The 22,739-nt window shown below is 69.0% G+C and carries 19 protein-coding genes; 6 read left to right on the forward strand and 13 right to left on the reverse strand.

Features of this window, described 5'->3' with window-relative positions; all coding sequences use genetic code 11:
• Positions 1–472 precede the first annotated feature (472 nt).
• The 3 genes from ACT9AS_RS00085 to ACT9AS_RS00095 form a co-directional block, all read right to left on the reverse strand.
• The gene (locus ACT9AS_RS00085) at positions 473–1,327 is read right to left on the reverse strand and encodes an NAD(P)-binding domain-containing protein (RefSeq protein WP_445098082.1); all 855 of its coding nucleotides are present in this window, start codon (positions 1,325–1,327) and stop codon (positions 473–475) included.
• A gap of 39 nt (positions 1,328–1,366) precedes the next feature.
• On the reverse strand, positions 1,367–3,256 hold the full coding sequence (speA, locus tag ACT9AS_RS00090; protein WP_445098998.1) for an arginine decarboxylase: 1,890 nt from the start codon (positions 3,254–3,256) through the stop codon (positions 1,367–1,369).
• Positions 3,257–3,325: 69 nt separating this feature from the next.
• Positions 3,326–5,176, reverse strand: coding sequence for a M48 family metalloprotease (locus tag ACT9AS_RS00095; RefSeq protein WP_445098083.1), 1,851 nt, complete (start codon positions 5,174–5,176; stop codon positions 3,326–3,328).
• Between the two features lie 102 nt (positions 5,177–5,278).
• On the opposite strand from ACT9AS_RS00095, the gene speE reads away from it, so the two are divergent.
• A complete protein-coding gene (gene speE, locus ACT9AS_RS00100; protein ID WP_445098084.1) occupies positions 5,279–6,130 on the forward strand; it encodes a polyamine aminopropyltransferase in 852 nt (283 codons plus the stop codon).
• Between the two features lie 12 nt (positions 6,131–6,142).
• Here speE and ACT9AS_RS00105 read toward each other — a convergent pair whose 3' ends face one another.
• Both ACT9AS_RS00105 and ACT9AS_RS00110 read right to left on the reverse strand, forming a co-directional pair.
• Positions 6,143–7,036, reverse strand: coding sequence for a cupin-like domain-containing protein (locus ACT9AS_RS00105; protein ID WP_445098085.1), 894 nt, complete (start codon positions 7,034–7,036; stop codon positions 6,143–6,145).
• A gap of 103 nt (positions 7,037–7,139) precedes the next feature.
• Positions 7,140–7,478, reverse strand: a complete 339-nt coding sequence (locus tag ACT9AS_RS00110) for a P-II family nitrogen regulator (RefSeq protein ID WP_445098086.1) — start codon at positions 7,476–7,478, stop codon at positions 7,140–7,142.
• Positions 7,479–7,668: 190 nt separating this feature from the next.
• On the opposite strand from ACT9AS_RS00110, the gene ubiK reads away from it, so the two are divergent.
• Together ubiK and ACT9AS_RS00120 are read left to right on the forward strand one after the other, a co-directional pair.
• Positions 7,669–7,968, forward strand: a complete 300-nt coding sequence (ubiK, locus tag ACT9AS_RS00115) for a ubiquinone biosynthesis accessory factor UbiK (RefSeq protein ID WP_445098087.1) — start codon at positions 7,669–7,671, stop codon at positions 7,966–7,968.
• Positions 7,969–7,977: 9 nt separating this feature from the next.
• Positions 7,978–9,492, forward strand: coding sequence for a YifB family Mg chelatase-like AAA ATPase (locus ACT9AS_RS00120; RefSeq protein ID WP_445098088.1), 1,515 nt, complete (start codon positions 7,978–7,980; stop codon positions 9,490–9,492).
• A gap of 25 nt (positions 9,493–9,517) precedes the next feature.
• Here ACT9AS_RS00120 and ACT9AS_RS00125 read toward each other — a convergent pair whose 3' ends face one another.
• Positions 9,518–9,982 carry a hypothetical protein gene (locus ACT9AS_RS00125; RefSeq protein ID WP_445098089.1) on the reverse strand — a complete coding sequence of 155 codons (465 nt, stop codon included), beginning with the start codon at positions 9,980–9,982 and terminating at the stop codon, positions 9,518–9,520.
• Between the two features lie 62 nt (positions 9,983–10,044).
• Positions 10,045–11,220 carry a putative peptide maturation dehydrogenase gene (locus ACT9AS_RS00130; RefSeq protein ID WP_445098090.1) on the reverse strand — a complete coding sequence of 392 codons (1,176 nt, stop codon included), beginning with the start codon at positions 11,218–11,220 and terminating at the stop codon, positions 10,045–10,047.
• An 83-nt stretch (positions 11,221–11,303) separates the two neighbouring features.
• Between ACT9AS_RS00130 and ACT9AS_RS00135 the strand changes: the two genes are divergently transcribed.
• Both ACT9AS_RS00135 and ACT9AS_RS00140 read left to right on the forward strand, forming a co-directional pair.
• Positions 11,304–11,693, forward strand: a complete 390-nt coding sequence (locus ACT9AS_RS00135) for an NHLP-related RiPP peptide (RefSeq protein ID WP_445098091.1) — start codon at positions 11,304–11,306, stop codon at positions 11,691–11,693.
• Between the two features lie 215 nt (positions 11,694–11,908).
• Positions 11,909–12,232 carry an NHLP-related RiPP peptide gene (locus ACT9AS_RS00140; protein WP_445098092.1) on the forward strand — a complete coding sequence of 108 codons (324 nt, stop codon included), beginning with the start codon at positions 11,909–11,911 and terminating at the stop codon, positions 12,230–12,232.
• On the opposite strand, the gene ACT9AS_RS00145 is transcribed toward ACT9AS_RS00140, so the two are convergent.
• The 4 genes from ACT9AS_RS00145 to aceB form a co-directional block, all read right to left on the reverse strand.
• Positions 12,148–14,844 (reverse strand): putative peptide modification system cyclase, encoded by a 2,697-nt coding sequence (locus tag ACT9AS_RS00145; protein WP_445098093.1) that lies wholly within the window; start codon positions 14,842–14,844, stop codon positions 12,148–12,150. The genes ACT9AS_RS00140 and ACT9AS_RS00145 overlap by 85 nt on opposite strands.
• A gap of 7 nt (positions 14,845–14,851) precedes the next feature.
• Positions 14,852–15,919 (reverse strand): diguanylate cyclase domain-containing protein, encoded by a 1,068-nt coding sequence (locus tag ACT9AS_RS00150; protein WP_445098094.1) that lies wholly within the window; start codon positions 15,917–15,919, stop codon positions 14,852–14,854.
• Positions 15,920–16,060: 141 nt separating this feature from the next.
• Positions 16,061–17,356, reverse strand: coding sequence for an isocitrate lyase (aceA, locus tag ACT9AS_RS00155; protein ID WP_445098095.1), 1,296 nt, complete (start codon positions 17,354–17,356; stop codon positions 16,061–16,063).
• A 272-nt stretch (positions 17,357–17,628) separates the two neighbouring features.
• Positions 17,629–19,341, reverse strand: coding sequence for a malate synthase A (gene aceB / locus ACT9AS_RS00160; protein WP_445098096.1), 1,713 nt, complete (start codon positions 19,339–19,341; stop codon positions 17,629–17,631).
• 163 nt (positions 19,342–19,504) lie between these two features.
• Between aceB and ACT9AS_RS00165 the strand changes: the two genes are divergently transcribed.
• A complete protein-coding gene (locus tag ACT9AS_RS00165; RefSeq protein WP_445098097.1) occupies positions 19,505–20,461 on the forward strand; it encodes a LysR substrate-binding domain-containing protein in 957 nt (318 codons plus the stop codon).
• 21 nt (positions 20,462–20,482) lie between these two features.
• On the opposite strand, the gene ACT9AS_RS00170 is transcribed toward ACT9AS_RS00165, so the two are convergent.
• Both ACT9AS_RS00170 and ACT9AS_RS00175 read right to left on the reverse strand, forming a co-directional pair.
• Positions 20,483–21,940 carry a glycosyltransferase gene (locus tag ACT9AS_RS00170; RefSeq protein WP_445098098.1) on the reverse strand — a complete coding sequence of 486 codons (1,458 nt, stop codon included), beginning with the start codon at positions 21,938–21,940 and terminating at the stop codon, positions 20,483–20,485.
• A gap of 185 nt (positions 21,941–22,125) precedes the next feature.
• Positions 22,126–22,731 (reverse strand): 1-acyl-sn-glycerol-3-phosphate acyltransferase, encoded by a 606-nt coding sequence (locus tag ACT9AS_RS00175; protein WP_445098099.1) that lies wholly within the window; start codon positions 22,729–22,731, stop codon positions 22,126–22,128.
• Positions 22,732–22,739: the final 8 nt, after the last annotated feature.

Here is a 22,739-nt window from a genome sequence, read left to right on the forward strand (position 1 = left end):
GAGGAACCCGTGTCGACGATTCCATGCGCGCAATGCGCGACATTGCGGGATCAGTGAGGTCGCGACTTACGTCGCTCCTACAGACGCTCCGAGCGGCGCCGGGCGTGATCCGGCAGGCGGACCAGCCTTGGCGCTTGAGGGTGATCAATGCCGACGTATCGGCGTCGCCGTGGCCGCGCTCGACCAGTTCGGCGTAGTCGGCGAGCTGAGTCGCCGTGAAACCGGCGGACGATTCACGACTGACGCGACCGGCGTGGACCGCTTGAATGTAGGAGCGACGTAAGTCGCGATCGCACGGCGGAATCGGCCGGCCGTACGCGCCACGGGACCAGGAACCCTTGTCGACCACTCGAGGAACCCGTGTCGACGATTCCATGCGCGCAATGCGCGACATTGCGGGATCAGTGAGGTCGCGACTTACGTCGCTCCTACAGACGCTCCGAGCGGCGCCGGGCGTGATCCGGCAGGCGGATCAGCCTTGGCGCTTGAGGGTGATCAATGCCGACGTATCGGCGTCGCCGTGGCCGCGCTCGACCAGTTCGGCGTAGTCGGCCAGGGCCTGCTCCAGGGTCGGCGTGCGCAGGCCGCTGCCCGCCGCGATCGCCTGCACGATGCGCAGGTCCTTGAGCATGTGGGCGTTCTTGAAGCCGGGCGCGAACTCGCTGCGCAGCATGGTCGCGCCGCGCTTGTCGAGGAACCAGTTGCCGGCGGCGCCGGCCATCAGCGTCGGCAGCAACACCTCGGGATCGAGGCCGAGCTTCTCGCCCAGCGCCAGGCCTTCGCAGACCGCCTCGTTGATGCCGGCGACCAGCACCTGGTTGACCGCCTTGGTCGCCTGCCCGGCGCCGGTCTCGCCCATGTGGCTGATCCGCGCGGCGTAGGCTTCCAGCACCGGACGCACTTTCTCCAGCACCGCGGCGTCGCCACCGGCCATCACCGACAGTCTGCCGTTGCGCGCGCCCTCGACCCCGCCCGACACCGGCGCGTCGACGAAACCGATGCCGTGCTCGGCCAGCGCCGCCGCCGCGCGGCGCGCGGTCTGCACCGACACGGTCGAATGGTCGACCACCACCGAGCCGGCCTTCAGCACGTTCGCCAGCGCGTTGACGTTTTCGATCACGTCGATGTCGAGCGACACGCACAGCACCACCACCTCGCAGTCGGCGAAGTTGTCGGCCGAGCGTGCGGCGCGCACCTTGAGTTCCGCCGCCAGTGTGTCGGCCTTGGCCTGGGTGCGGTTGCCGACCGCCGCCAGCAGGCCCCGTCCGTGCAGGTGGCGGGCCATCGGCGCGCCCATCGCGCCGAGGCCAATGAATCCAGTCTTCATGCTGTTCTCGTTGCCCGCATCGGGCGTCAGGTCGACCTGCTACGCGGCCGGGGTGTCGTCAAGGTAGGTGTAGCCGGTGAGCCCGGCTTCCAACGCGGCGTTCATGCGCTCGGCTTCCGCCTCCGGCAACCGTGCGGCGGCGACCTTGTCGCGGTAGGCCGCGCGCAGGTCGTCGAGGTCATAGCCGACGTAGTCGAGCATCACGTCGGTGGTGTCGCCGCGGCGCTGCTGGACCAGCTGGTAACCGTCGCCATCGGCGCGCACTTCCACCGCGTCGGTGTCGCCGAACAGGTTGTGGATGTCGCCGAGGATCTCCTGGTAGGCGCCGACCAGGAAGAAGCCGAGCCGGTAGCTCTCGCCGGGCTTGAGCGGATGCACCGGCATCGAGGTGTTGAGTGCCTCGTTCTCGACGTAGGTGTCGATGCGGCCGTCGGAGTCGCAGGTCAGGTCGGCGATCACGCCGCGCCGCGTCGGGGCCTCGTCGAGGCGCTCGATCGGCACGATCGGGAACACCTGCTGGATCGCCCAGACATCCGGCATCGACTCGAACACGCTGAAGTTGACGAAGTACTTGTCGACCAGCCGCTGCTTGAGTTCGTCGAGCACCGACTGGTGGCTCTTCTCGCCGGGGCTCAGGCGCGCGCGCACGCCGTGGGCGATCAGGTAGAACAGGTCGTCGAGGCGCGCGCGGTGGACCAGGTCGATCTGGCCGAGCGCGTACGCCGCCAGCCCCTCGCTGTGGAAGTGCACGGCCTCGTGGAACAGCTCGACCGCCGGGCGTGAATCGAGTTCGGCGTGGATTCCGCGCAGGTGGCGGATCACCGCCGGCTCGTCGTCGTGCTCGTCCGGCAGCCGGCCTTCCGGCGCCACTTCGACCTCGGACACGTTGGCGACCAGCACCGCGTGGTGCGCGGTCATCGCGCGGCCGCACTCGGTGATGATCCGCGGCGGCACCAGCCCATTGGCGGCGCAGGCCTCGGCCAGCGGCTGCACGATGTTCGACGCGTACTGCTGCACGCCATAGTTGATCGAGTAGTAGCTGCGCGAGCGGGTGCCTTCGTAGTCGATCCCGAGGCCGCCGCCGACGTCCATGAAGCGCACGTTGGCGCCGAGCTTGGACAGCTCGATGAAGTAGCGGATCGCCTCGCGCATGCCATTGGCGATGTCGCGCACGTTGGAGATCTGCGAGCCCATGTGGAAGTGCAGCAGCTGCAGGCAGTCGGTCATGCCGGCGCCGCGCAACTGCTTCCACAGGTCCAGCACCTGCCGCGGCGACAGCCCGAACTTGGCCTTGTCGCCGCCGCTGTTCTGCCACTTGCCGGCGCCCAGCGACGCCAGCCGCATGCGCACGCCCAGCCCCGGCTCGACCCCGAGCGCCTTCGCTTCCTCGATCACGAGCGGCAGTTCCGACGGCTTCTCGATCACGATGAAGGTCTGCAGCCCGAGCTTGCGGCCGATCAGCGCCAGCCGGATGTACTCGCGATCCTTGTAGCCGTTGCAGACGATCACCCCGCCGGGCCGGCTCAGCGCCAGCACCGCCATCAGCTCCGGCTTGCTGCCGGCCTCCAGCCCGAAGCCCTCGCCGTGGTGCGAGGCCAGCACGCCGGCAACGCCGCGGTGCTGGTTGACCTTGATCGGGTAGACCGCGGTATAGCCGCCGGGATAGTCGGCCTCGTCCATCGCGTGCCTGAAAGCGCCCTGCAGCTTGCCGAGGCGGTCGCCGAGGATGTCGGGGAAGCGCACCAGCAACGGCAGCTTGGCGCCGTTTTCCCGGGCCTGGTCGACCACCTCCGGCAGCGCCACCACGGGGCCGGCCGCGCCACCCGGGCGCACCGTGACCCGTCCGGCGTCGTCGACGTCGAAGTAACCCTCGCTCCAGTGCGGGATCGAGTAGGTCTTGCGGGCCTGATCAATCGACCAGTCGGCCATCGGCGGGATACCAGCAGTTGTGGGGACGCGCATTCTATCGCCCCTGCCGGATCCGCCGGTGAGGACGCGCTAGCGCCCGCCGTGGAGCGGGCCGCCCGATGCGTTCTTCACCCGGCTGGCGACGGTCTTGCGGTTGCTGGCGGTACAGATGATGAAGCTGCCGCGCATCTCGATGGCTTCGGCCAGTTCGCCGAGCAGCCTGTCCTCGCTGAAGACGATGCCGCTGAAGGCGACCAGCACCACATGGTGCGGGACGCCGGACGCATCGCCGGCGAGCAGCTTGCGCGCGACCCACGCCTTTTTGACGCGCCCATGGCGCTCCAGGACGTCCCGCAATGCCAGCAGCTCGTCCTCGTCGAGCGCGTGGCGGCCGAACCGGTCTGCGCGGGTCAGTTCCCGGCGGCCATAGGCGGCGTCGATCGCGCGCGTCCGCATCGCCCGCAGGCGGTCACGGATCGCGTCGCGCTGGGCCAGGTCTCCGCGACGGCGGTAATAGGCATCGAGTTCGTGCAGGCCGGGCTCGACCGCGTCCGGGTCCACGTCCATCGCCTTGCGCATGTGACCGACCCCGGCGCTGTCGTCGCGCGCCAGCAGCAGCGCGCCGAGCCGGTAATGGCCCATCGGGTGGTCCGGCAGGTAGGCCAGTGCGGCGCGATACAGCGGCGCGGCGTCGGTGTCCGGACGCAGGTCCTCGACCAGCCGCGCGTATTCCATCGCCTCGTCGTCGCTGCGGGTCGGCAGGGCCTCCAGCCGGGCCAGTTCCGCCGCGTCGCGGCCGTGCTGCTCATGGCGGTGGCGCCAGTGCTCGCCTACGCCTTCGCGCCACTCGTGGCTGAAATGCGCCTCCAGCAGCGCTTGCAACGGGCCCAGCAGGCTGTCGGCGGCGGAACGCGGTGGCGGCGGCACCAGCTCGGGCTCGACCCCGAGGAACGCCAGCCGCTGGGCCAGCGTGGGGTGGGTGTCCTCCAGGCCGGGCTGCTCCTCCAGCAGTGCGGCCAGGCGGGTCGCCTCGTCCATGCCCGGCCGGGCCAGGTGCCCTGCCATGTCGGTATACAACGCCTGCGGCGGGTGCGGATCGGTGCGACTGGCGTTGCGCACGCCGGGCCAGAAATCGCGGTCGAGCTGCTCGCTGCCCAGGTTGATGCGCACCAGCGCCTGCGCCGCGACCTGCGGGCCGGCGAGCTTCGCCGCCATCGCGTCCGCCTCGTATTCGTTGCTGCGCGCGAGCACGAAGCTGTAGGCGTTGAAGTACGGCGCATACCAGTCGAAGAACCGGGTGAACAGGCGCACCACCCGGGAGCGGCGCAGCTCCAGTTCCTCCAGCACCCGGAACCAGCTCTCGCGGACCCGGTAGATCCAGCCCGCGAAGCGGCCGTGCCCGCCGCCGAAATGGCCGAACTCGTGCGCGACCACGGCGCCAAACTGGTACCGGTCGAGCAGTTGCAGCAGTGGCAGGCCGAGGACCAGGTAATGCTCGCTACCGAGCAGGCCCATTGCGCGCGGCATCGAGGCCGCGGCGGCGTTGAGGCGGTTGTCGATGATGATGCCGGCCAATGGCGGCGCGCCGGCCTGGTGGCGCAGGTGCTCGATCTCGGCGCGCAGCTCCGGCGCCTCGCCCTCGCGCAGGCGGTAACCGTGGGGTGCGTCGAACCTCATCCACAGCGCGCGCAGGATCACCCAGCCGAACGCCACCGGGATCCACACCACCTTCAGCAGCTTGAGCAGCAGCAGCGGGCTGATCGCCACCAGCACCAGCACCAGCCCCGCCGACATCCCCAGCGCCAGCAGCACCGAGCCGCCCAGCACCACGAAGCCGAGCCCCGCCAGCAGCGCGAGTTTGAAGCGGTAGCGCCGCGGCGACTCGCGCGACTCGCGCTCCAGCCGTTCGACCAGTCCCCGATAAGCCTCTACCGATCGCATCCCTGTCCTCCCCCCGAGGTGGCCGACATCCTAAGCGACGTTGACGGGTACGCGGCAAGCGTTCGCTACAATTCGCATCCGCCCCCGCTGGACGAACCGCCCATGACCCCCGACACCACCTGGCACTACGAGAACTTCGACCCGTCCGGCTCGGCGATCGGTTACCGCATCACCCGCAAGCTCGACGAGGTGCAATCAAAGTTCCAGAAGATCGAGATCTTCGAGAGCACCGACTGGGGCAACCTGATGCTGATCGACGGCGCGATGATGCTGACCACGCGCGACAACTTCCTCTACCACGAGATGATGTCGCACCCGGCGCTGTTCACCCATGCCGACCCGAAGAACGTCGTCATCATCGGCGGCGGCGATTGCGGCACGTTGCGCGAGGTGCTCAAGCACCCCGGCGTCGAGAAGGCCGTGCAGTGCGACATCGACGAGCAGGTCACGCGCATGTCGGAGAAGTATTTCCCCGAGCTGTGCGAGTCCAACGACGACCCGCGCGCGCAGCTGCTGTTCGACGACGGCATCGCCTACATGAAGAACTGCGCGCCCGGCAGCCTCGATATCGTCATCGTCGACTCGACCGACCCGGTCGGCCCGGCCGAAGGCCTGTTCAACAAGGCGTTCTTCGAATCGTGCTTCCGCGCGCTGAAGGACGACGGCATCCTGGTGCAGCAGTCCGAGTCGCCGCTGGTGCTGCTCGACCTGATCAAGGCGATGCGCGCGGAAATGGGCAAGGCCGGCTTCACCTCGTTCCAGACCCTGCCGTTCCCGCAGCCGTGCTACCCGACCGGCTGGTGGTCGTGCACGCTGGCGCGCAAGTCCGGCGGCTTCGACTTCCGCGAGGCCGACGCGCGCGCCAAGGCGTTCGACAGCAAGTACTACAGCGCCGACATCCACAAGGGCGCGCAGACGCTGCCGCCGTTCGTGGCGGCCGCGCTCGACGGTTAGCCGTACCGCGGCTCAGGCGGCGGGCGCCGGCCGGAACAGCCGCGACACGGCCCGCCCGCTCGCCCATACCCGCGACTTCAGCGCCACGCCCGACGCGTCCAGCGCGACGCGGGCGGGCTGCAATCCGACCTTCGCGGCCAGTCTCCGCAGGTGCTGGTTCAGGCGCAGCGCCTCGATCAACTGCTGGCTGCGCGGGCTGTTGAAGATGATCGACAGCGAGATCGAGATGTCCTCGCTGCCATTGCGCACATGGTGGCCGGCGGCGAACGGGATGTGCAGCGCCTGGCCGGGCTCGAAGTCGAACCGCTGCCCCAGCGGCTCCGCCTCCGGGCGCCACGGCGGACGCCCGATTCCCGCGAAATAGTTCTCGGCGTGCTCGTCGCTGACCACGCTGTCGTCCCATGGCGGGTAGACCACCACTTCCTTGCTGCCCCGGACCTGCATCAACAACGTCGAATAGCGGTCGATATGGAACGGGGTGACGCTGCCGGGCGAGGCGATGAACAGGTACAGCTTGGCATCGCCGAGGTCACCGTCCTGGCCGGTCGATCGGACCAGTCCCGACACTTCCGCTTCGAGCATGCGGAACAGCGGCTGGAACGAGGGATGGGTCTCCGGCTTGCGCACCATGATGTACGCATCGACGTTGCGCAGCTGCTGCAGCGCCTCCTGCAGGGCCTGTTCCGGCCGATGCTCGCGATGCGCCCGGTCCAGGTTGTCGGCCAGGCTGAGGCGCCCGTTGGAGTGGAAGACCTGTTCGGCCGGCAGTTGCGGGATCATCTCCGCCAGGTTCTCCAGCGACAGCGCCGGGTGGTCGACCAGCGCGTGGTTGAAGACGAACGGCTGCCGGTCCAGCAGGCGCCCCAAGGTTGCATCGTCAAACCCCTGCAAAGCGCGTGCGCGCATCCGTTGTTCCCCCCGGAGACAGTAGGGCCGCCGTGTCCGCGGCCCCTCTTGTCCCCAACGGCCTTCCGCCTGGCGGGCGGACAGAGGATCGGGGGGCGTCCGCCTACAGCGCGTCGCCGTCGAGTTCCCCGGTCCGGATCCGGACCACCCGGTCGAGGTCGGACACGAAGATCTTGCCGTCGCCGATCTTGCCGGTGCCGGCGGCCTTCATGATCGCCTCGACCACGGTGTCGGCCTGCTCGTCGGTGACCGCGACCTCCAGCTTGATCTTGGGCAGGAAGTCGACCACGTACTCGGCGCCGCGGTACAGCTCGGTGTGGCCCTTCTGGCGGCCGAAGCCCTTGACCTCGGTGGCGGTGATGCCGGCCACGCCGGCCTCGGCCAGCGCCTCGCGGACGTCGTCGAGCTTGAACGGCTTGATCACCGCCATGACCATCTTCATCGGCTTGCCTCCATTTCGATGGCGCCAGAATAGCCGAGCCACCGGGTCGGGCCACCCGGACCCGGGGCGATGCGCTAAGGTAGCGCCCTCCCGCAGGTCGGATTTTTCCTACGACAGGCCGCGGCAGCCGCTGACAGCGCAATGACGACCGGTCGGCGATGCTGGCATGACTGCCGGAGGAACCACACCCATGATCGACCTCAACCACATCGACGAGCTCGCCCGCCGCCTCAGCAGCCTGGTTCCGCCGGGCCTGCGCGAGAGCCGTGACGAGCTGCAGCAGAACTTCAAGTCGGTGCTGCAGTCGGGCCTGTCCAAGCTCGACCTGGTGACCCGCGAGGAGTTCGAGGTCCAGCGCGCGGTATTGCTGCGCACCCGCGAGAAGCTGGAGCAGCTGCAGCGCGCCGTCGCCGAACTGGAAGCCCAGGTCGACGGCGCCCAGCCAGCCGGCGGCACGCCGGGCGACAGCCCACGCCCCCCGCGCCACTGAGGCGCCGCCATGAACCTGGCGCTCGTGCACAGCCGTGCACGGACGGGCGTGCGTGCGCCCGCGGTCCGGGTCGAGGTGCACCTCGGCGGCGGACTGCCCTCGATGTCGATCGTCGGCCTGCCCGAAGCGGCGGTGCGCGAGGCCAAGGACCGGGTGCGGGCGGCGATCCAGTGCGCGCAGCTCGAGTTCCCGGCACGCCGGATCACCGTCAACCTGGCACCGGCCGACCTGCCCAAGGGCGGCGGGCGCTTCGACCTGCCGATCGCGCTGGGCATCCTCGCCGCCAGCGGCCAGGTGCCGCTCGAAGCGCTGAACGAGTACGAGTTCCTCGGCGAGCTGGGCCTGACCGGACAGTTGCGTGACGTCGACGGCGTGCTGCCGGCCGCGCTGGCGGCGGCCGATGCCGGGCGCAAGCTGATCGTCCCGGCCGGCAACGGTGCCGAAGCGGCGCTGGTCGGGCGCGCCGAGGTGCATGTCGCGCGCACGCTGCTGGAGGTCTGCGCCATGCTTTCGACCGGCGCGTCGTTGCCCGTGCCCGTCGCCCCGCCCGTGACCCGCGCCCCCGGCCCTGACCTGCGCGATGTCCGCGGCCAGCTGCATGCACGACGCGCGCTGGAAGTCGCCGCCGCCGGTGGTCACCACCTGCTGCTGATCGGCCCGCCCGGCTGCGGCAAGAGCCTGCTTGCAGCGCGCCTGCCCGGGCTGCTGCCGGAAGCCAGCGAAGAAGAGGCGCTGGAATCTGCGGCCATCACCTCGATCAGCGGGCGCGGGCTCGACCCGGCCAACTGGCGCGCCCGCCCGTTCCGCAGCCCGCACCACACCGCCAGTGCAGTCGCCCTGGTCGGCGGCGGCGCCGATCCGCGACCCGGCGAGATTTCGCTGGCCCACCACGGCGTGCTGTTCCTCGACGAACTGCCCGAATGGGAGCGGCGCGCGCTGGAGGTGCTGCGCGAGCCGCTGGAGTCCGGCGTCGTCACCGTCTCACGTGCCGCGCGCAGCGCCGAGTTCCCGGCCCGGTTCCAACTGGTCGCGGCGATGAACCCCTGCCCCTGCGGCTGGGCCGGCGACCCCAGCGGGCGCTGCCAGTGCAGCCCCGACGTGGTCCGCCGCTACCGCGGCCGGGTCTCCGGACCGTTGCTGGACCGCATCGACCTGCACGTCGACGTGCCGCGCCTGCCGCCAGCCGAACTGCGTCCCGACGCCCCCGCAGGCGAACCCAGCGACACCGTCCGCGCCCGCGTCCTGCAGGCACGCGCGCTGCAGGACGCCCGCGCCGGCAAGCCCAACGCCCGGCTCGGCCAGGCCGAGACCAGCGCCACCTGTCGCCTGTCCAACCCCGACCACGCCCTGCTCGAACACGCGGTCGAGCAACTGCAACTCTCAGCGCGCTCGATGCACCGCATCCTGCGCGTCGCCCGCACCATCGCCGACCTCGCCGACAGCCCGCATATCCGCACCCCGCATTTGACCGAGGCAATTGGTTACCGGCGGATGGACCGCGGAGTTGCGCTGGAACCGGCCTGAGTCCCTGTGGCGTTGGCCCGGGTTACTACTCGGAACATCCCGTGCAGTTGCTGCCCTGGTTGAGCATGTGCTGCGCACCGCGCATTTCCTCGCGACGCTGGGCGACCGTCTTGCACACCCGCTGCTTGCGGTTGCTGCCAATGGTGGCAACGCGCTCGCAGACCATGCGCTGATCCTCGGCCTGGTTGACCAGCGCTTCGATCGCTTCGAGCTGGTTGAACAGGTCCATCCGTTGCGGCTCACTGAGCTCGCGGGGCGATTGCTTGCCCTCGATCATCCGGAGTACCGCGTGCTGCCTGTCCTCCAGCTGGCGGTGCTGGCGCTCGGACAGGTTTTCGTAGACGCCACGACGGGCTCCCGCATCGGCACGGATCTCAGCCTGTTGCGTGCGGACTTCATCGAATGAAAGGGCATCGCCCACCTGCGCGGATGCCGGCGAAGCGACGAACAGGGCCAGCAATGCACTGGCAAGGAACAGATGAAGTTGCATGAAGATTTCCGGGCCTGGATGAGTCGCAACGATAGCGCACGATGTTCCCGGCACGGCGCCCCTCACCGCTCCGCTGCCGCCTCCCACACCGCGCCCACCGGATCGAGCTCGGCGGTCTCCATCGCCTCGCCGCGCCAGCCGAAACCACAGATCGCGAGCGCGCCGTCGCGGACCGGGTCGAGCCCGAGCGCCTGCTCGATCGGCACCTCGTTGATCGCGCCGGTGATGAAGGCGCCCAGCCCCGCCTCGGTCGCCGACAGGTACAGCGTCTGCGACAGATGCCCCGCCTCCAGTGCGATCACCCGGTAGGCCTTGGCGTGGTGGCGGTACTTCCAGAACGTGCGGTCGAAGCGCGGCGCCAGCACCACCAGCACGTGGGCATCGGCGAACCAGTGCTGGTGGGCGACCGCCTGCATCGCGAACTCGCGCAGGGGCAACGTCGGCATCGACATCAGCTCAAGCGCGTGGTCGAGCGCGTGGTAGTGGTACAGGCCGGGCGCCACGCCATCCACGTTCTGCACCAGCAGGTAGGCCTCGACCGGATGCAGGCCGCCGCCCGAGGGGCTGGTCTTCTTGACGAACACGGTGTCCTCGCAGGCGTGGACCTCGGCCTGCACCGAGAACACCCGCTGCAGCAACTGGGCGAACAGCGCGCGCGGCAGCGGCCGGGCGGCATCGAAGTTGCGGCAGGTCACGCGCCGGCCGAGCAACTCGTCAAACGCGGTGGGCTCGGCACGTGGCAGCGACAATGACGACGACGCCTCGCCACGGCTGGGTGCCGCCACCGGCGGCGGGCCGAACGCCGCGCGCATCTGCTCCGGCGTCTCGGTGCCGCTGTCGCGCATGCCTTGGACGGTGTCGAGCGTGCTCCAGCGGGTGAACGCATGGAAGGTTGCCGCCAGCGGGTGCCAGTGGGTTTCGCGCAGGCGTTCGTCGCGCTCCCGATGGGCGGCGTGGCGCTTGCCACGGGCGATCAGCAGTCCGGTCTTCAGCAGTTGCCTGACGGTTGACCCGTCGCCGGCAAGCGCCTTCGTGTCGACCCATTCGGTGGGGCTCAGGCGGCCGAGAAGTTCGCGTTCTTCAATGCTGACCTTTAACGGAGCATCGAGGTGCGGCGCCAATGCCAACCAACTCTGTTCTGAGTGCAGGCCATTGCCCCCTCCCAACAGTGCTTCAAGGTCAAAAGTGGTTTCCTCGCGGGGTTCCAACAGCAAAATCGAACAACGACGGATTCGCATACTTTCCCTTGATAGTGGTGCCAAAGACGTGCAAATGTGCGGATGTTGGCATGTGCCATCACGCAAGATACAAGGAGTAGGCAATGCAGCTTGTTACCAGCCATGGCGGCACCCAGGTCCGGCGAGCTTATGGCAAAGCCCCTTCGCCGCCGCTGAGTTCCCGGGTCGCGGATGCTTTACTGGACCTGCTCGGCAGCGACAACGAGTTCCGCAGGCTGTTCAAGAAGGATCCGACGGCTGCATTGGCCAAGGTAGGCTACGCGCCGGCACAGCAAATGCTGGCGTCGCGAACGCATCAAAAGCCGGGAGCACCCGAACAAGAGTTCTTCAAGGTCAGACGTCTTGCGCCAAAGGCTGAGATCAACGCCTCTCGAGCGATCCTCAAGGGTTATTTCGAGTCGCCGTTCACGTTCCAGCGTTGCGCAGACTGTTTTGAACCAGGGAACGTCGCTCCGACCCTGCGGCGGGGATAGGGCAAACGGTTTGGAGCGGGCGAGGAGGACGCGGAGTCAGTCGGCCTCGCCCACTCTACTTGATCATAGGCAAAGTACTGCTCAACGGGCCTCCTCTACTCGGGCACGTCATTCCAATACAGTTCCCCGACACGGTCGGTGGATAGGTTGTAACGGTATCGGGCTAACGCTAGATTCGCACCGATAAGCCTATAACGGGCGAACAGGGGAAGGGAATGGCAACGAAGAAGACAACCGGCGGCCACGTGCCGCTGGATCCGAAGACGGCGGACAAACTGCTGGACCTGCTCGGCAGCGACAACGAGTTTCGCCGCCTGTTCAAGAAAGACGCGGCCGCGGCGCTGGCCAGGGTTGGTTATGCACCTGCGACGGATCTGTCCGCGCAGGATTTCGGCAAAATCGGCCACATTGCACCCAAGGCGGAGATCACGGCCGCGCGGACACAGCTCAAGAGCTATCTCGAGTCACCGTTTACGTTTAGCAGATGTGACAGCTGTTTCGAGGCAGGGAAAGTAGCTTCAACCCTGCGGCGCAAATAATCAGGCCAGGTTGTTGCAGGCCAGGCGTGCTGGAACTCCGCCAGTGACGCTTGCGCCTGTTGCGTCTGGCCGACCTGCTCATGTACTTCCGCGGCATCAAGCAAGGCCAGATTGGTGTCGGCGACATTGAGCAACTGCAACGCCTGCGCACCTGCCGGCTCGACGTAGGCCAGCCCACGTCGCGCACCGATCCACCGGTCCTCCGCCAATGCCTGGTCGAGTCGCCCGTCGGCCCGGAGTGCATCGCGCAACGCTACGTGCACCTGGAACAGTTCGCCGCCATCGACCATGGCCTGCAGTTTCGACGCGGCTGCACCGGCGTGGCCCTGCAATCGCAACTGGCCGGCCTCGACAATCATGAGCAATTGTCGCAAGCGTGACGAATCCACGGTTCTGGCCATCGGTGCGATTTTGGGCAATGCCTGCTCCACCACTGCATGATCCCCGTGGCGCTGGGCAAGGTACAGGCTTGCCAACGCGATGTAGGCGAATTCGGCACGGTTTGGATGATCGGGCTGATCGGCCGCCGCCGCGGCGGTGTCAAACATCCGCCGGTACTCTGCCGCTTCGACCTTGTCCGGTGCGTGCAGCGTACGAGCGGCAAGTTCGACGAATGCCAGTTCGACTGCCAGGAACTCATTCACCTCGCGCGCCGCGACCATGCCCCCGTTGGCGATCGCCAGCCCACGACTCCACTGCCCCCTGTCCAGCGCCACCGCAGTTCGGTCGAGCCGTCGGATCAGGCCGACCGTGCCGATATCCGGGTTTTCCAAGTTCTCCGCCAATGCATCGACTTCGGTGAATCGCCGCTTGGCAGCCAACGCCACCAGATGCTGGCGGCTGGGTCCCGAACCCGCCAATTCGTCCGCTTCGACCAGATAACGAACGGCATCCGCGTACCGCTCCCGTGCAAGCTCAACGCGCCCGAGCATGCTCAGCCCGTAGCCGCGCAGTGGGTTGTGCCGAGACGTGGCCGCCAGCGCAGCAGTGCGAGCGGCATCGTACTCGCCCATCGTAAAGGCCATCCACGCGTGGTAGCCGAGGGCCGAGAAGTCGTCCGGGTACATCGCGGCCAGCGCCCGCCACGCCTTGGCCGAGGCCTGCTCAGCTTGCGATCCGAAGCCGGCGGCCATGGCTTCCACTGTCATCCGTTCATGCGTGGGGAGACGCGCGCGCAGGGTCATCGCCATTGCGGCGGCCTCTTTCGCTCCCGGGTCGTTACCCGATTCAATAAACACCCGTGCCAGACCGAGGTATGCCATCGCGAACCCAGGGTCGAGCCTGGTCGAGCTTTCGAGTTGGTCACGCGCCATCGAATAGCGGCTTTCGTCCAAAGCCTGCATTCCCAGCGCATAGGCCCGCAACGCGTCCAGATTCTCGGTCGCGACCTTCGGCAGCGGCATCGAGTTCGCCTCTAGAGCCTCGATTTCCTCACCCATTTTCCCCCGCAGGCTGGCAGTCACCTCGTCAATCGAAGCCAATGCGGATTCGAGGCCACGCCCATCGGCATAGTCGGAATAGACCGTGGTCTGGCTGTTGGGATCGATCAGTTCGACGCTGACCCGCAGGCTACCGCCGACTTCGGCGACGGTCGGCAGGATCACCGCGCGGGCGCCGTCGCGGATCGCGATTTCGGAGGCAATCGCGCGGTCGAGGTCGGTGTCGGGCTCGCGCTGCATTCGTGCGAGGGTGTCGCGGGTCTTGAGGTCGCTGAGCAGGTTGACGTGGCGCGACTGCGCCAGACTGATCCGGAAGGCCTGCTCCAGCGAGTCGTCCAGCAGCGGCTGGTCGGTCAGGTTGCGCAGGTCGGCCAGCACCACCCAGTCGCGCTGGTTGAAGGCGATCGCCGGTTGCGGACGGGTGACGAACCAGATGCCAAGCCCCACCGCGGCGACCAGGGCCAGTTCGACCGCCAGCGCGGCCGGCCGGCGCCACAGGGGGATGTCGCGCCAGGCCTTGGGGCCGCTCGGTGGCGCGCGCAGCGGGGTGATGCCGGGTTCGCCGACCTCGAAGATCTGTTGCGGTTGCGGCACGCCCTTGAAACGCCAGCGCCCGTGCGACTTCCATACCAGGTGCTGCCCGCGTTCGCCGAGCTCGCGCGCGGCGCGATGGGCCAGCGGCTCGGCCACGGCCGACATCAGCAGTTGCCCGGGCCGTGCCATCGTCATCAGGCGCGCGGCCATCGGCTTGGCCAGGCCCTCGACCTCGACCGGCTTGGCGCCTACACGCACCGCCTCGTCGCTGTTGCGCCAACTCAGCACTTCGCCGACATGCAGGCCGGCGCGCGCCGTGAGCTCGACACTGTGCGGCGCGCCGATCTGCTGCAGGCCGCGGAAGTAGTCGAGGGCGAAGCCGAGGCCATCGATCGGGCGCTCGAACAGCAGCAGCAGGCCATCGGACCGGTCGATCAGGCGACCGTGCCATTCGCTCTGCAGTTGCAGCACGAGGCGGTCGTGGGCGCGGAAAAGCTCGGCGGCGGCGCCATCGCCGAGTCGCTCGACCAGCGCGGTCGAGTCGACCAGGTCGGTCAGCAGGATCGTGCGCAGTTGCGGCACGTCGCGGGGTTCGACGATGGGCGTGGCGACGGCGGTCGGCTGGACGTTCATCGGCATGAGCTGTTCACGCCGGGGCGGGCGCGTCGTCCTGCCACTCTACCCGGTTGCCGCCGAACCGTTTGGCGCGGTACAGCGCGGCATCGGCGCGGGCGTACCAGTCATTCCACTCGCCGCGGCGGTCGACCAGACAGGCGCCGAGGCTGAGGCTGCAGATCAGTGGCGGCAGTTGCGGCATCTGCATCAGTCCGTGCGCGGTCCCGACCACGAACTCGGCGTAGCGCATCACCTCCTCGCGGTTGTCGGCCTTGACCAGCAGGCAGAACTCGTCGCCGCCGAGGCGGCAGGCAAGGTCGCCGGGGCCGGCGACCGAGCGCAGGATGTTGGCGACGGCCTGCAGTACGCGGTCGCCGACCAGGTGGCCGTGCTCGTCGTTGACGTGCTTGAAGCGGTCGCAGTCGACCAGCAGCAGGCCAAGGCCGACCGTTGCGCCATTGCGGCGGCGTTCCTGCAGGTGCTGGACTAGCCCGCGGCGGTTGTGCAGGCCGGTGAGCTCGTCGCTGCGGATCAGCGCTTCGGTCTGGCTCAGCTGGTGGGCGGTCGCGCGCAGGTTGTCGAGCGCGGACTGGAGGTCGTGGTTGCGTCGGCGCAGGCGACGGATCAGCGCCTGCTCGTTGAGCACCACGCGCATGATCGCGCGGCGCAGGAAATGCGAGATCAGCTCCGGGCTGCGCTCGACCAGCCGCTGGAACTCCTCGTGGCGCAGCTCCAGCAGCTCACCGTCGGTGACCGCGCGGGCATCGGCGCTGCGCGCATGGTCGCCGATCAGCAGGCCGAGCTCGCCGAAGAACTCGCGCGGGACCAGGCACTTGCTGATCAGGTCGTCGCCGAAGTCCAGCTCGATGGTGCCGTGGGTGACCACGTACATGGTGGTGCCGAGGTCGCCACGCCGGAACAGGGCTTCGCCGGCATAGACCCGGCGCACGCGCGCGACCGACGCGAACAGCGCGTACTCCTCGGGCGAAAGCTCGGCCGTGTCGGAGTCGGGCAGGAAGCCGCGCGCCCCCGGAACGTCCGGGCGGGTCTGGCTGGTTTGTTCGCGGGCCACGATCGACCCCGCGGTATCACCTTTCATCCCACGACCCCCGGTTCCGTGGAGAGGCAGGATAGCACCTGACCTGAACAGTCAACGCGCAATGCCGGGACAACCGGACAACCGGACAACCGGGCGCGGGGACGCTGGTTGCGCCCCGCGAGTGTCAGCGGACCGGTGGCCTCAGGCGGCCGCGCGGGCCGCGTCGAACTGCTCCTCCTCGGTCGAGCCTTTCAGGGCCACGGTGGAGGAGTTTCCGCCCTGGATCACCTGGGTCACGGCGTCGAAGTAGCCGGTGCCGACTTCGCGCTGGTGCTTGACCGCGGTGAAGCCCTGTTCGGCGGCGGCGAATTCGGCCTGCTGCAGTTCGACGAACGCGCTCATCTGGCGTTGCGCGTAGCCGTGGGCGAGCTGGAACATCGAGTGGTTGAGCGCGTGGAAGCCGGCCAGGGTGATGAACTGGAAACGATAGCCCATCGCCGCGAGTTCCTTCTGGAAGTTGGCGATGGTGGCGTCGTCGAGGTTGGCCTTCCAGTTGAAGCTCGGCGAGCAGTTGTAGGCCAGCAGCTTGCCGGGGTATTTCGCATGGATCGCCTCGGCGAAGCGGCGGGCGAACTCGAGGTCCGGTTTGCCGGTCTCGCACCAGACCAGGTCGGCGTACGGCGCGTAGGCGAGGCCGCGGCTGATCGCCTGGTCGATGCCCTTGCGGGTCTTGAAGAAGCCTTCGCCGGTGCGCTCGCCGGTGGTGAACTGCGCGTCGTTGTCGTCGATGTCGGAGGTCAGCAGGTCGGCGGCCTCGGCGTCGGTGCGGGCGACGATCAGGGTCGGCACGCCCATGACGTCGGCGGCCAGGCGCGCGGCGACCAGCTTCTCGACCGCCTCGCGGGTCGGTACCAGCACCTTGCCACCCATGTGGCCGCACTTCTTGGCCGACGCGAGCTGGTCCTCGAAATGCACGCCGGCGGCGCCGGCCTCGATCATGCCCTTCATCAATTCGAAGGCGTTGAGCACGCCGCCGAAGCCGGCCTCGGCGTCGGCGACGATCGGCTGCAGGAAGTCGATCCCGTCCTGCCCTTCCGCATGCTGGATCTGGTCGGCGCGCAGCAGGGTGTTGTTGATCCGCTTGACCACCGCCGGCACCGAGTCGGCCGGGTACAGCGACTGGTCGGGGTACATCTGGCCGCCGAGGTTGGCGTCGGCGGCGACCTGCCAGCCCGACAGGTAGATCGCCTTGAGCCCGGCCTTGACCTGCTGCATGGCCTGGTTGCCGGTCATCGCGCCGAGCGCGTTGACGAAGGGCTCGGTGTTGAGCGACTGCCACAGCTTGTTGGCGCCGAGAGTGGCGAGGCTGTGTTCGACGGCGACGGTGCCGCGCAGGCGCACGACTTCTTCGGCGGAGTACGGACGCTGGACGCCGGCCCAGCGCGGGTTGCTGTTCCAGTCGTGGCGGAGTTGCTCGGCGGTGGGCTGGGTGGTCATGGCGTGTCCTCGGGTGCGTGGTGGGCGTGGGTGGCAAGCTGGGTGGCTACGGCAGGTCACGGAGTCGGCGCGTTCCGCTTCGCGGATGGCCCCGGGATTTGCGGGTCGGCCCCGGGGTCTGTAGGAGCGACGTAAGTCGCGAACGCCGTTGCAGTCGTCTTGCGGTGATGGGCGGACGGTCGAGATCGTTGCGCGCGAATCGACGGATGCCGGGTTCAGGAAGTCGCGACTTACGTCGCTCCTACAGGTGGGACCGGGTGGCGCCGGGCGGGTCAGTCCAGGCGGCGGTATGCGGGGAGCGTCAGGAAGTCCTCCAGCACGTCGGCGCGGGTCAGGCGGTCGAGCATCCCGATCGCTTCGTTGATGCGACTGCCGCCGGGCAGCTTGCTGCGGTCGCCGAGCCTGCCCGGCAACGTGAGCAGCGCGCGGTCGAGCAATGCGAAATCGATCGGCGTGCCGTCGTCGAGGTGCAGCGGGTCGCGGACGCCACGCGGCGGTACCGTCGCCGCGACGCCGGGCTGGCCGCGCGCGCCTTGGGTTCCGGGTGCGGGAAGATCCGCGTGGTGCAACCACTGCCACAACTGCGCGCGCGCGATCTCGGCGGTGGCGGCGTCCTCCATCAGCCAGTGGATCGGCACGCAGCCGTTGCCATCGAGCCAGGCGGCGAGGTAGCGCACGCAGACCTCGACGTTGCCGTCGAAGCCGGCGCGAGTGACGGTGCCGAGCGCCGGCTTGAGCAGGTCGTCGCGACCCACACACACATCCATGCGGGCGACGTGCTGCTGGTGCGGGCCGGGCATGCGTTCGTCGAACACCTCGCGGGCGAGCGGGATCAGCGCCGGGTGCGCGACCCAGGTGCCGTCGTGGCCGGCGGTGACTTCGCGCAGCTTGTCGGCGCGGACCTTGGCGAGGGCGGCGGCGTTGGCGACCGGGTCGTTGTTGATCGGGATCTGCGCGGCCATGCCGCCCATCGCGTGGGCGCCGCGGCGGTGGCAGGTCTGGATCAGCAGTTCGGAGTACGCGCGCAGGAACGGCGCGGTCATGCCGACCTGGCCGCGCTCGGGCAGGACCCGGTCCGGGTGCGCGCGCAGGGTCTTGATGTAGCTGAAGATGTAGTCCCAGCGCCCGCAATTGAGGCCGGCGATGCGGCCGCGCAGGGCGTGCAGGATCTCGTCCATCTCGAACGCCGCCGGCAGGGTCTCGATCAGTACGGTGACCTTGATCCGGCCATCCGGCAGGCCCAGCGCGCGCTCGATGTGGCCGAACACGTCGTTCCACAGCACCGCCTCTTCCATGCACTCGAGCTTGGGCAGGTAGAAGTAGGGTCCGCGGTCCTTCGCGGCGAGCACGTCCGAGTTGTGGAAGGCGAACAGGCCGGCGTCGAACAGGCTGGCCGAGATCGCCCCGCCGTCGACCCGCACGTGCTTCTCGTCGAGGTGCCAGCCGCGCGGGCGCACCAGCAGCACGGCCTGCTCGGCGAACGGCTTCAGCGCGTAGTGCTTGCCGGTATCCGAGGTGTGCTCGAGGGTCCCGGCGACCGCCGCGTGCAGCGCCTGCTGGCCGGCGACGAGGTTGGCCCAGGTCGGCGAGGTGCTGTCCTCGAAGTCGGCCATGAAGCAGCTGGCGCCGGAGTTGAGCGCGTTGATGACCATCTTCGGATCGACCGGGCCGGTGATCTCGACCCGGCGGTCGAGCAACGCGGCCGGCAGCGGCGCGACCCTCCAGTCGGACTCGCGGATCGCGCGGGTGTCGTCACGGAAGTCCGGCCGTCCGCCGGCGTCGTAGTGGGCCTGGCGTCGGCGGCGCGCGGCGAGCCGGGTCTGGCGGGCGGGTTCGAACCGCCGGTGCAGGCCGGCCAGGAACCGGCGTGCCATCGGCGTCAGCAGTTCATCCTGGCCCGCGACGGTCGCGGTCAGCTGCACCGGGTCGCCGGGACCACCGGCCGTTTCGTCCGAATCCTGCCTGAGGGCCACCGCTGACGACATACCTGCACTCCTGTTGAAGGGTTCGATCGGGCTGCCGATCTGGAGTCAGAACATGCGCTGGCGTCTTGTATATGGCAATTTGGATTTTTCTATGTTTTATATTTGTTCCACTTATATCTGATTCCAAGATCGCGGCTTGAGCCGCTCCTGCGAGGGTCGGAGCATGTCCGGAAGCATGCGATATGCGTACAAGGGCGATCGCCTCAAACCACTGCGGGCGTTCTGCCAGACGGTGCGGCTGGGGTCGGTGTCACGCGCGGCCGAGGCGCTGTTCCTGAGCCAGCCGGCGGTGACCCTGCAGTTGCAGGCGCTGGAGCGCGACATGGGGGCGCGGCTGCTGGAGCGCAGCGGCCGGCGGCTGGTGATGACCCGCGAGGGCGAGGCGCTGTACGAACTCGCACGCCCGCTGGTGGAAGGCTTCGAAGGCCTCGACACCGCGTTCCGCGAGCAACTGCGCGGGCTCGACGCCGGCGAGCTGCATGTCGCCGCAGGCAGCTCGACCATCCTCTACCTGCTGCCGGAGATCGTCGCCGCGTTCCGCGCCGCCCAGCCGGACGTGCGGCTCAACCTGCACAACGTCACCGGCGCCGGCGGGCTGGAGCTGCTGCGCTCGGACGCGGTGGACCTGGCGGTAGGCTCGATGCTCGATGTCCCGGCCGACCTCGACTACGCCCCGGTCGCGCGCTTCGAGCCGATGCTGATCACCCCACCGGACCACCCGCTCGCCCGCAAGAAGGACCTCGACCTGCACGACCTGTCGCCGTACGGGCTGATCCTGCCGCCGCAGCGACTGACCACCTACCGCATGGTTGACCTGGTGTTCCAGCGCAACCGGGTGCCGTACACGGTGGCGCTGGAAGTCGGCGGCTGGGAGGTGATCAAGCAGTACGTGGCGATGGGGCTGGGCATCAGCATCGTCACCGCGATCTGCCTGACCGGGGCCGACCGCGCGCGGCTGGCGTCGCGCTCGTTGGCGGCGTGGTTCCCGGAACGCAGCTACGGCGTGGTGGTGCGCAAGGGCAAGTACCTGAGCCCGCAGGCGCGTGCGTTCACCGAGCTGATCCGGCCGGACCTGTTCGTGCGCGCCGGCTACGACGCGACCGGCCACTCGGAACGCTGAGCGCGCCGGTCGCGACGCCGCTCAGCGTCGCAATGCCCGCGCCGCGGCACGGCGGTCGCCGTCGTTCTCCCGCTGCGCGTACCAGCGGTGCTTGCGCGCCAGCCACAGGCGGCCGGCGAACCACAGCATCGCCGGCGGATCCAGCAGGATCAGCGCATAGCGCAACGGCGTCGCCGCAAGGCCCTGCAGCAACGCCGCCCGGCGATGGCCCGGCCCGGCCAGTTGCACGGTGATCGCCAGCGTCAGCGCCACCTCGACGCCGGCCATCGCCGCCAGCGCGCCCCAGGCGCCGGCCAGGGCCAGCACCACCAGCGTCACCGGATAGCCGATCCGCTCCAGCGCCAGCAGCAGCATGCCGGTGCCGATCGGCCGGCCCTGCTGCAGGGTGACGCGCTCGCCGAAGGGCTGCCGATAGGCCTCCCGGACGCGCCGCTGGTCGGTCGCTGCCGTGGACCGGCCACGCCGGCGGCGTCGGCGCCACCACTGCCGCAAGCGGTGGCGGGTCGCCACCAGCGGCGTGCGCAGCAGCGGGTCGAAGTACATGTCGTTCTGCAGCAACGCGGTGGTCCAGCGCCAGGCCTGGCGCGGCAGGTGTTGCCACTCCGGGTACTGCACCCGCGCCACCACGTCGGCCAGACGGATGTTGCGGTAGCCCTCGGTCGCCAGCGCGCGGGCGATGAAGAGGTCCTCGACCGCGGTCAGGTCGTCGCCACGGACCGGCTCGTAGCGGTCGAACATGTCCTTGAGGTAACGGCGCCGGTAGGCGATCGCTTCGCCCGACGGCGCGGTGATGCCGCCGCACTGGCACATCAGGCCGCAGTCGAGGAAACCCTGCTGCAAGCGCGCGACATGCGCGCGGTAGCCATCGCCGAGCCAGCGCCACGCGCGGTGCAGCGGGTCGCCGGCCGCCAGCGGGTCGCGCCAGGCATCGTCGCCGAGCCAGCGCTGGAACGGCGGCCGGGTCGACATCGCCTGCCGTTGCGCCGGCCGCAGCGGCTCGACCGTGCCGCAGGCGCTGGCGATGCCCACGCCCTGGTACAGCTCGCGCACGCAGCGCTCGATGTAGTCGGCCGAGGCCAGCACGGTGTTGCCGTCGAGCACGAACAGCACGTCGCCGTCGAACCCGCGCGCCTGCCGCTTGATCGTCACCGCCTTGCCGACCGACCAGGTGCGCATGACCACCTGCAGCTGGATGCCGTTGGCGCGGGCGAACTCGCGGGCCAGCTGGATGGCATGGTCGCGGGCGATACCGCCGTCGTCGACCAGCATCACCCGCCGCGGCTGCCGGGTCTGGCCCAGCAGCGAGGTCAGGCAATGAATGATGGTGTGCTGGTCGCGCCGGACCGGGATGACCACGTCGACGACCGCGGTCCGCCAGTCCTCGGCCGGGGTCGGCACGGTCGGGTCCGGGCCGCGCCGGTGGCCGAGCGCCGCCAGCAGCGCCGCCGGGCCGCAGACGAACCAGGGCGCGATCGCCATCGCTCAGCCCCGCCCGTCCGGGCGCGGCGCCGGGGTTGCGAACTCGGGTTGGTGGGCCGGGACGGACATCGCAGGCTCCGTGGCCATGCGCTGGCCACTCGTGACCGGGCCGGCAAAACACCAAACCCGTCACAGAACATACGCAAATGCCGTGCCAATCCGGCAACTCCAGCCGACCGCAGCGATCAGGAGGTGCCGTGGTGCCTGCCCTGCCACGGACGGTACCAGTCGCGCAGGCGGGCCAGGTCGGCCTCCATGTCATCGCTGGTGGTGAAGGCCGGGCCGATCCCGATCACTTTGTCCGGGTAGTGGAAATACACCGGCAGCACCGGCACCCGCGCGGCGTGGGCGATCTTCCAGAAGCCGGTCTTCCAGCGTTCGACCGGCTTGCGGGTGCCCTCCGGGGCGATGCCGAGCCAGAACCGGTCGGCCGCATCGATCCGCGCGGCCAGCTGCTCGACCACTCCGCGCGCCGCGCTACGGTCGATCGCGATGATCCCGAGGCCACGCATCAGCGGCCCCAGCGGCCCCCAGAACAACTGGTGCTTGCCGAGGATCTTGATGTCGAGGCCGAGCGCGAGCTTGGCCGCGAAGCCCCACACGCCGTCCCAGTTGGAGGAGTGCGGCGCGCCGATCAGCACCACCCGCGGCAGGTCCGGGAACTCGCCGACCAGCCGCCAGCCGCCGAGTCGCAGGACGGTCCGACCCAGCCAGCGGGTGAAACGGTGGGGCGGCACCCGCGGCACGCTGGGCGGCAGCGTCGGCACGATGTCGGCGTTCGGTGGATGCATCGGTCGGT

This window comes from Lysobacter sp. F60174L2 (genome assembly GCF_052547135.1).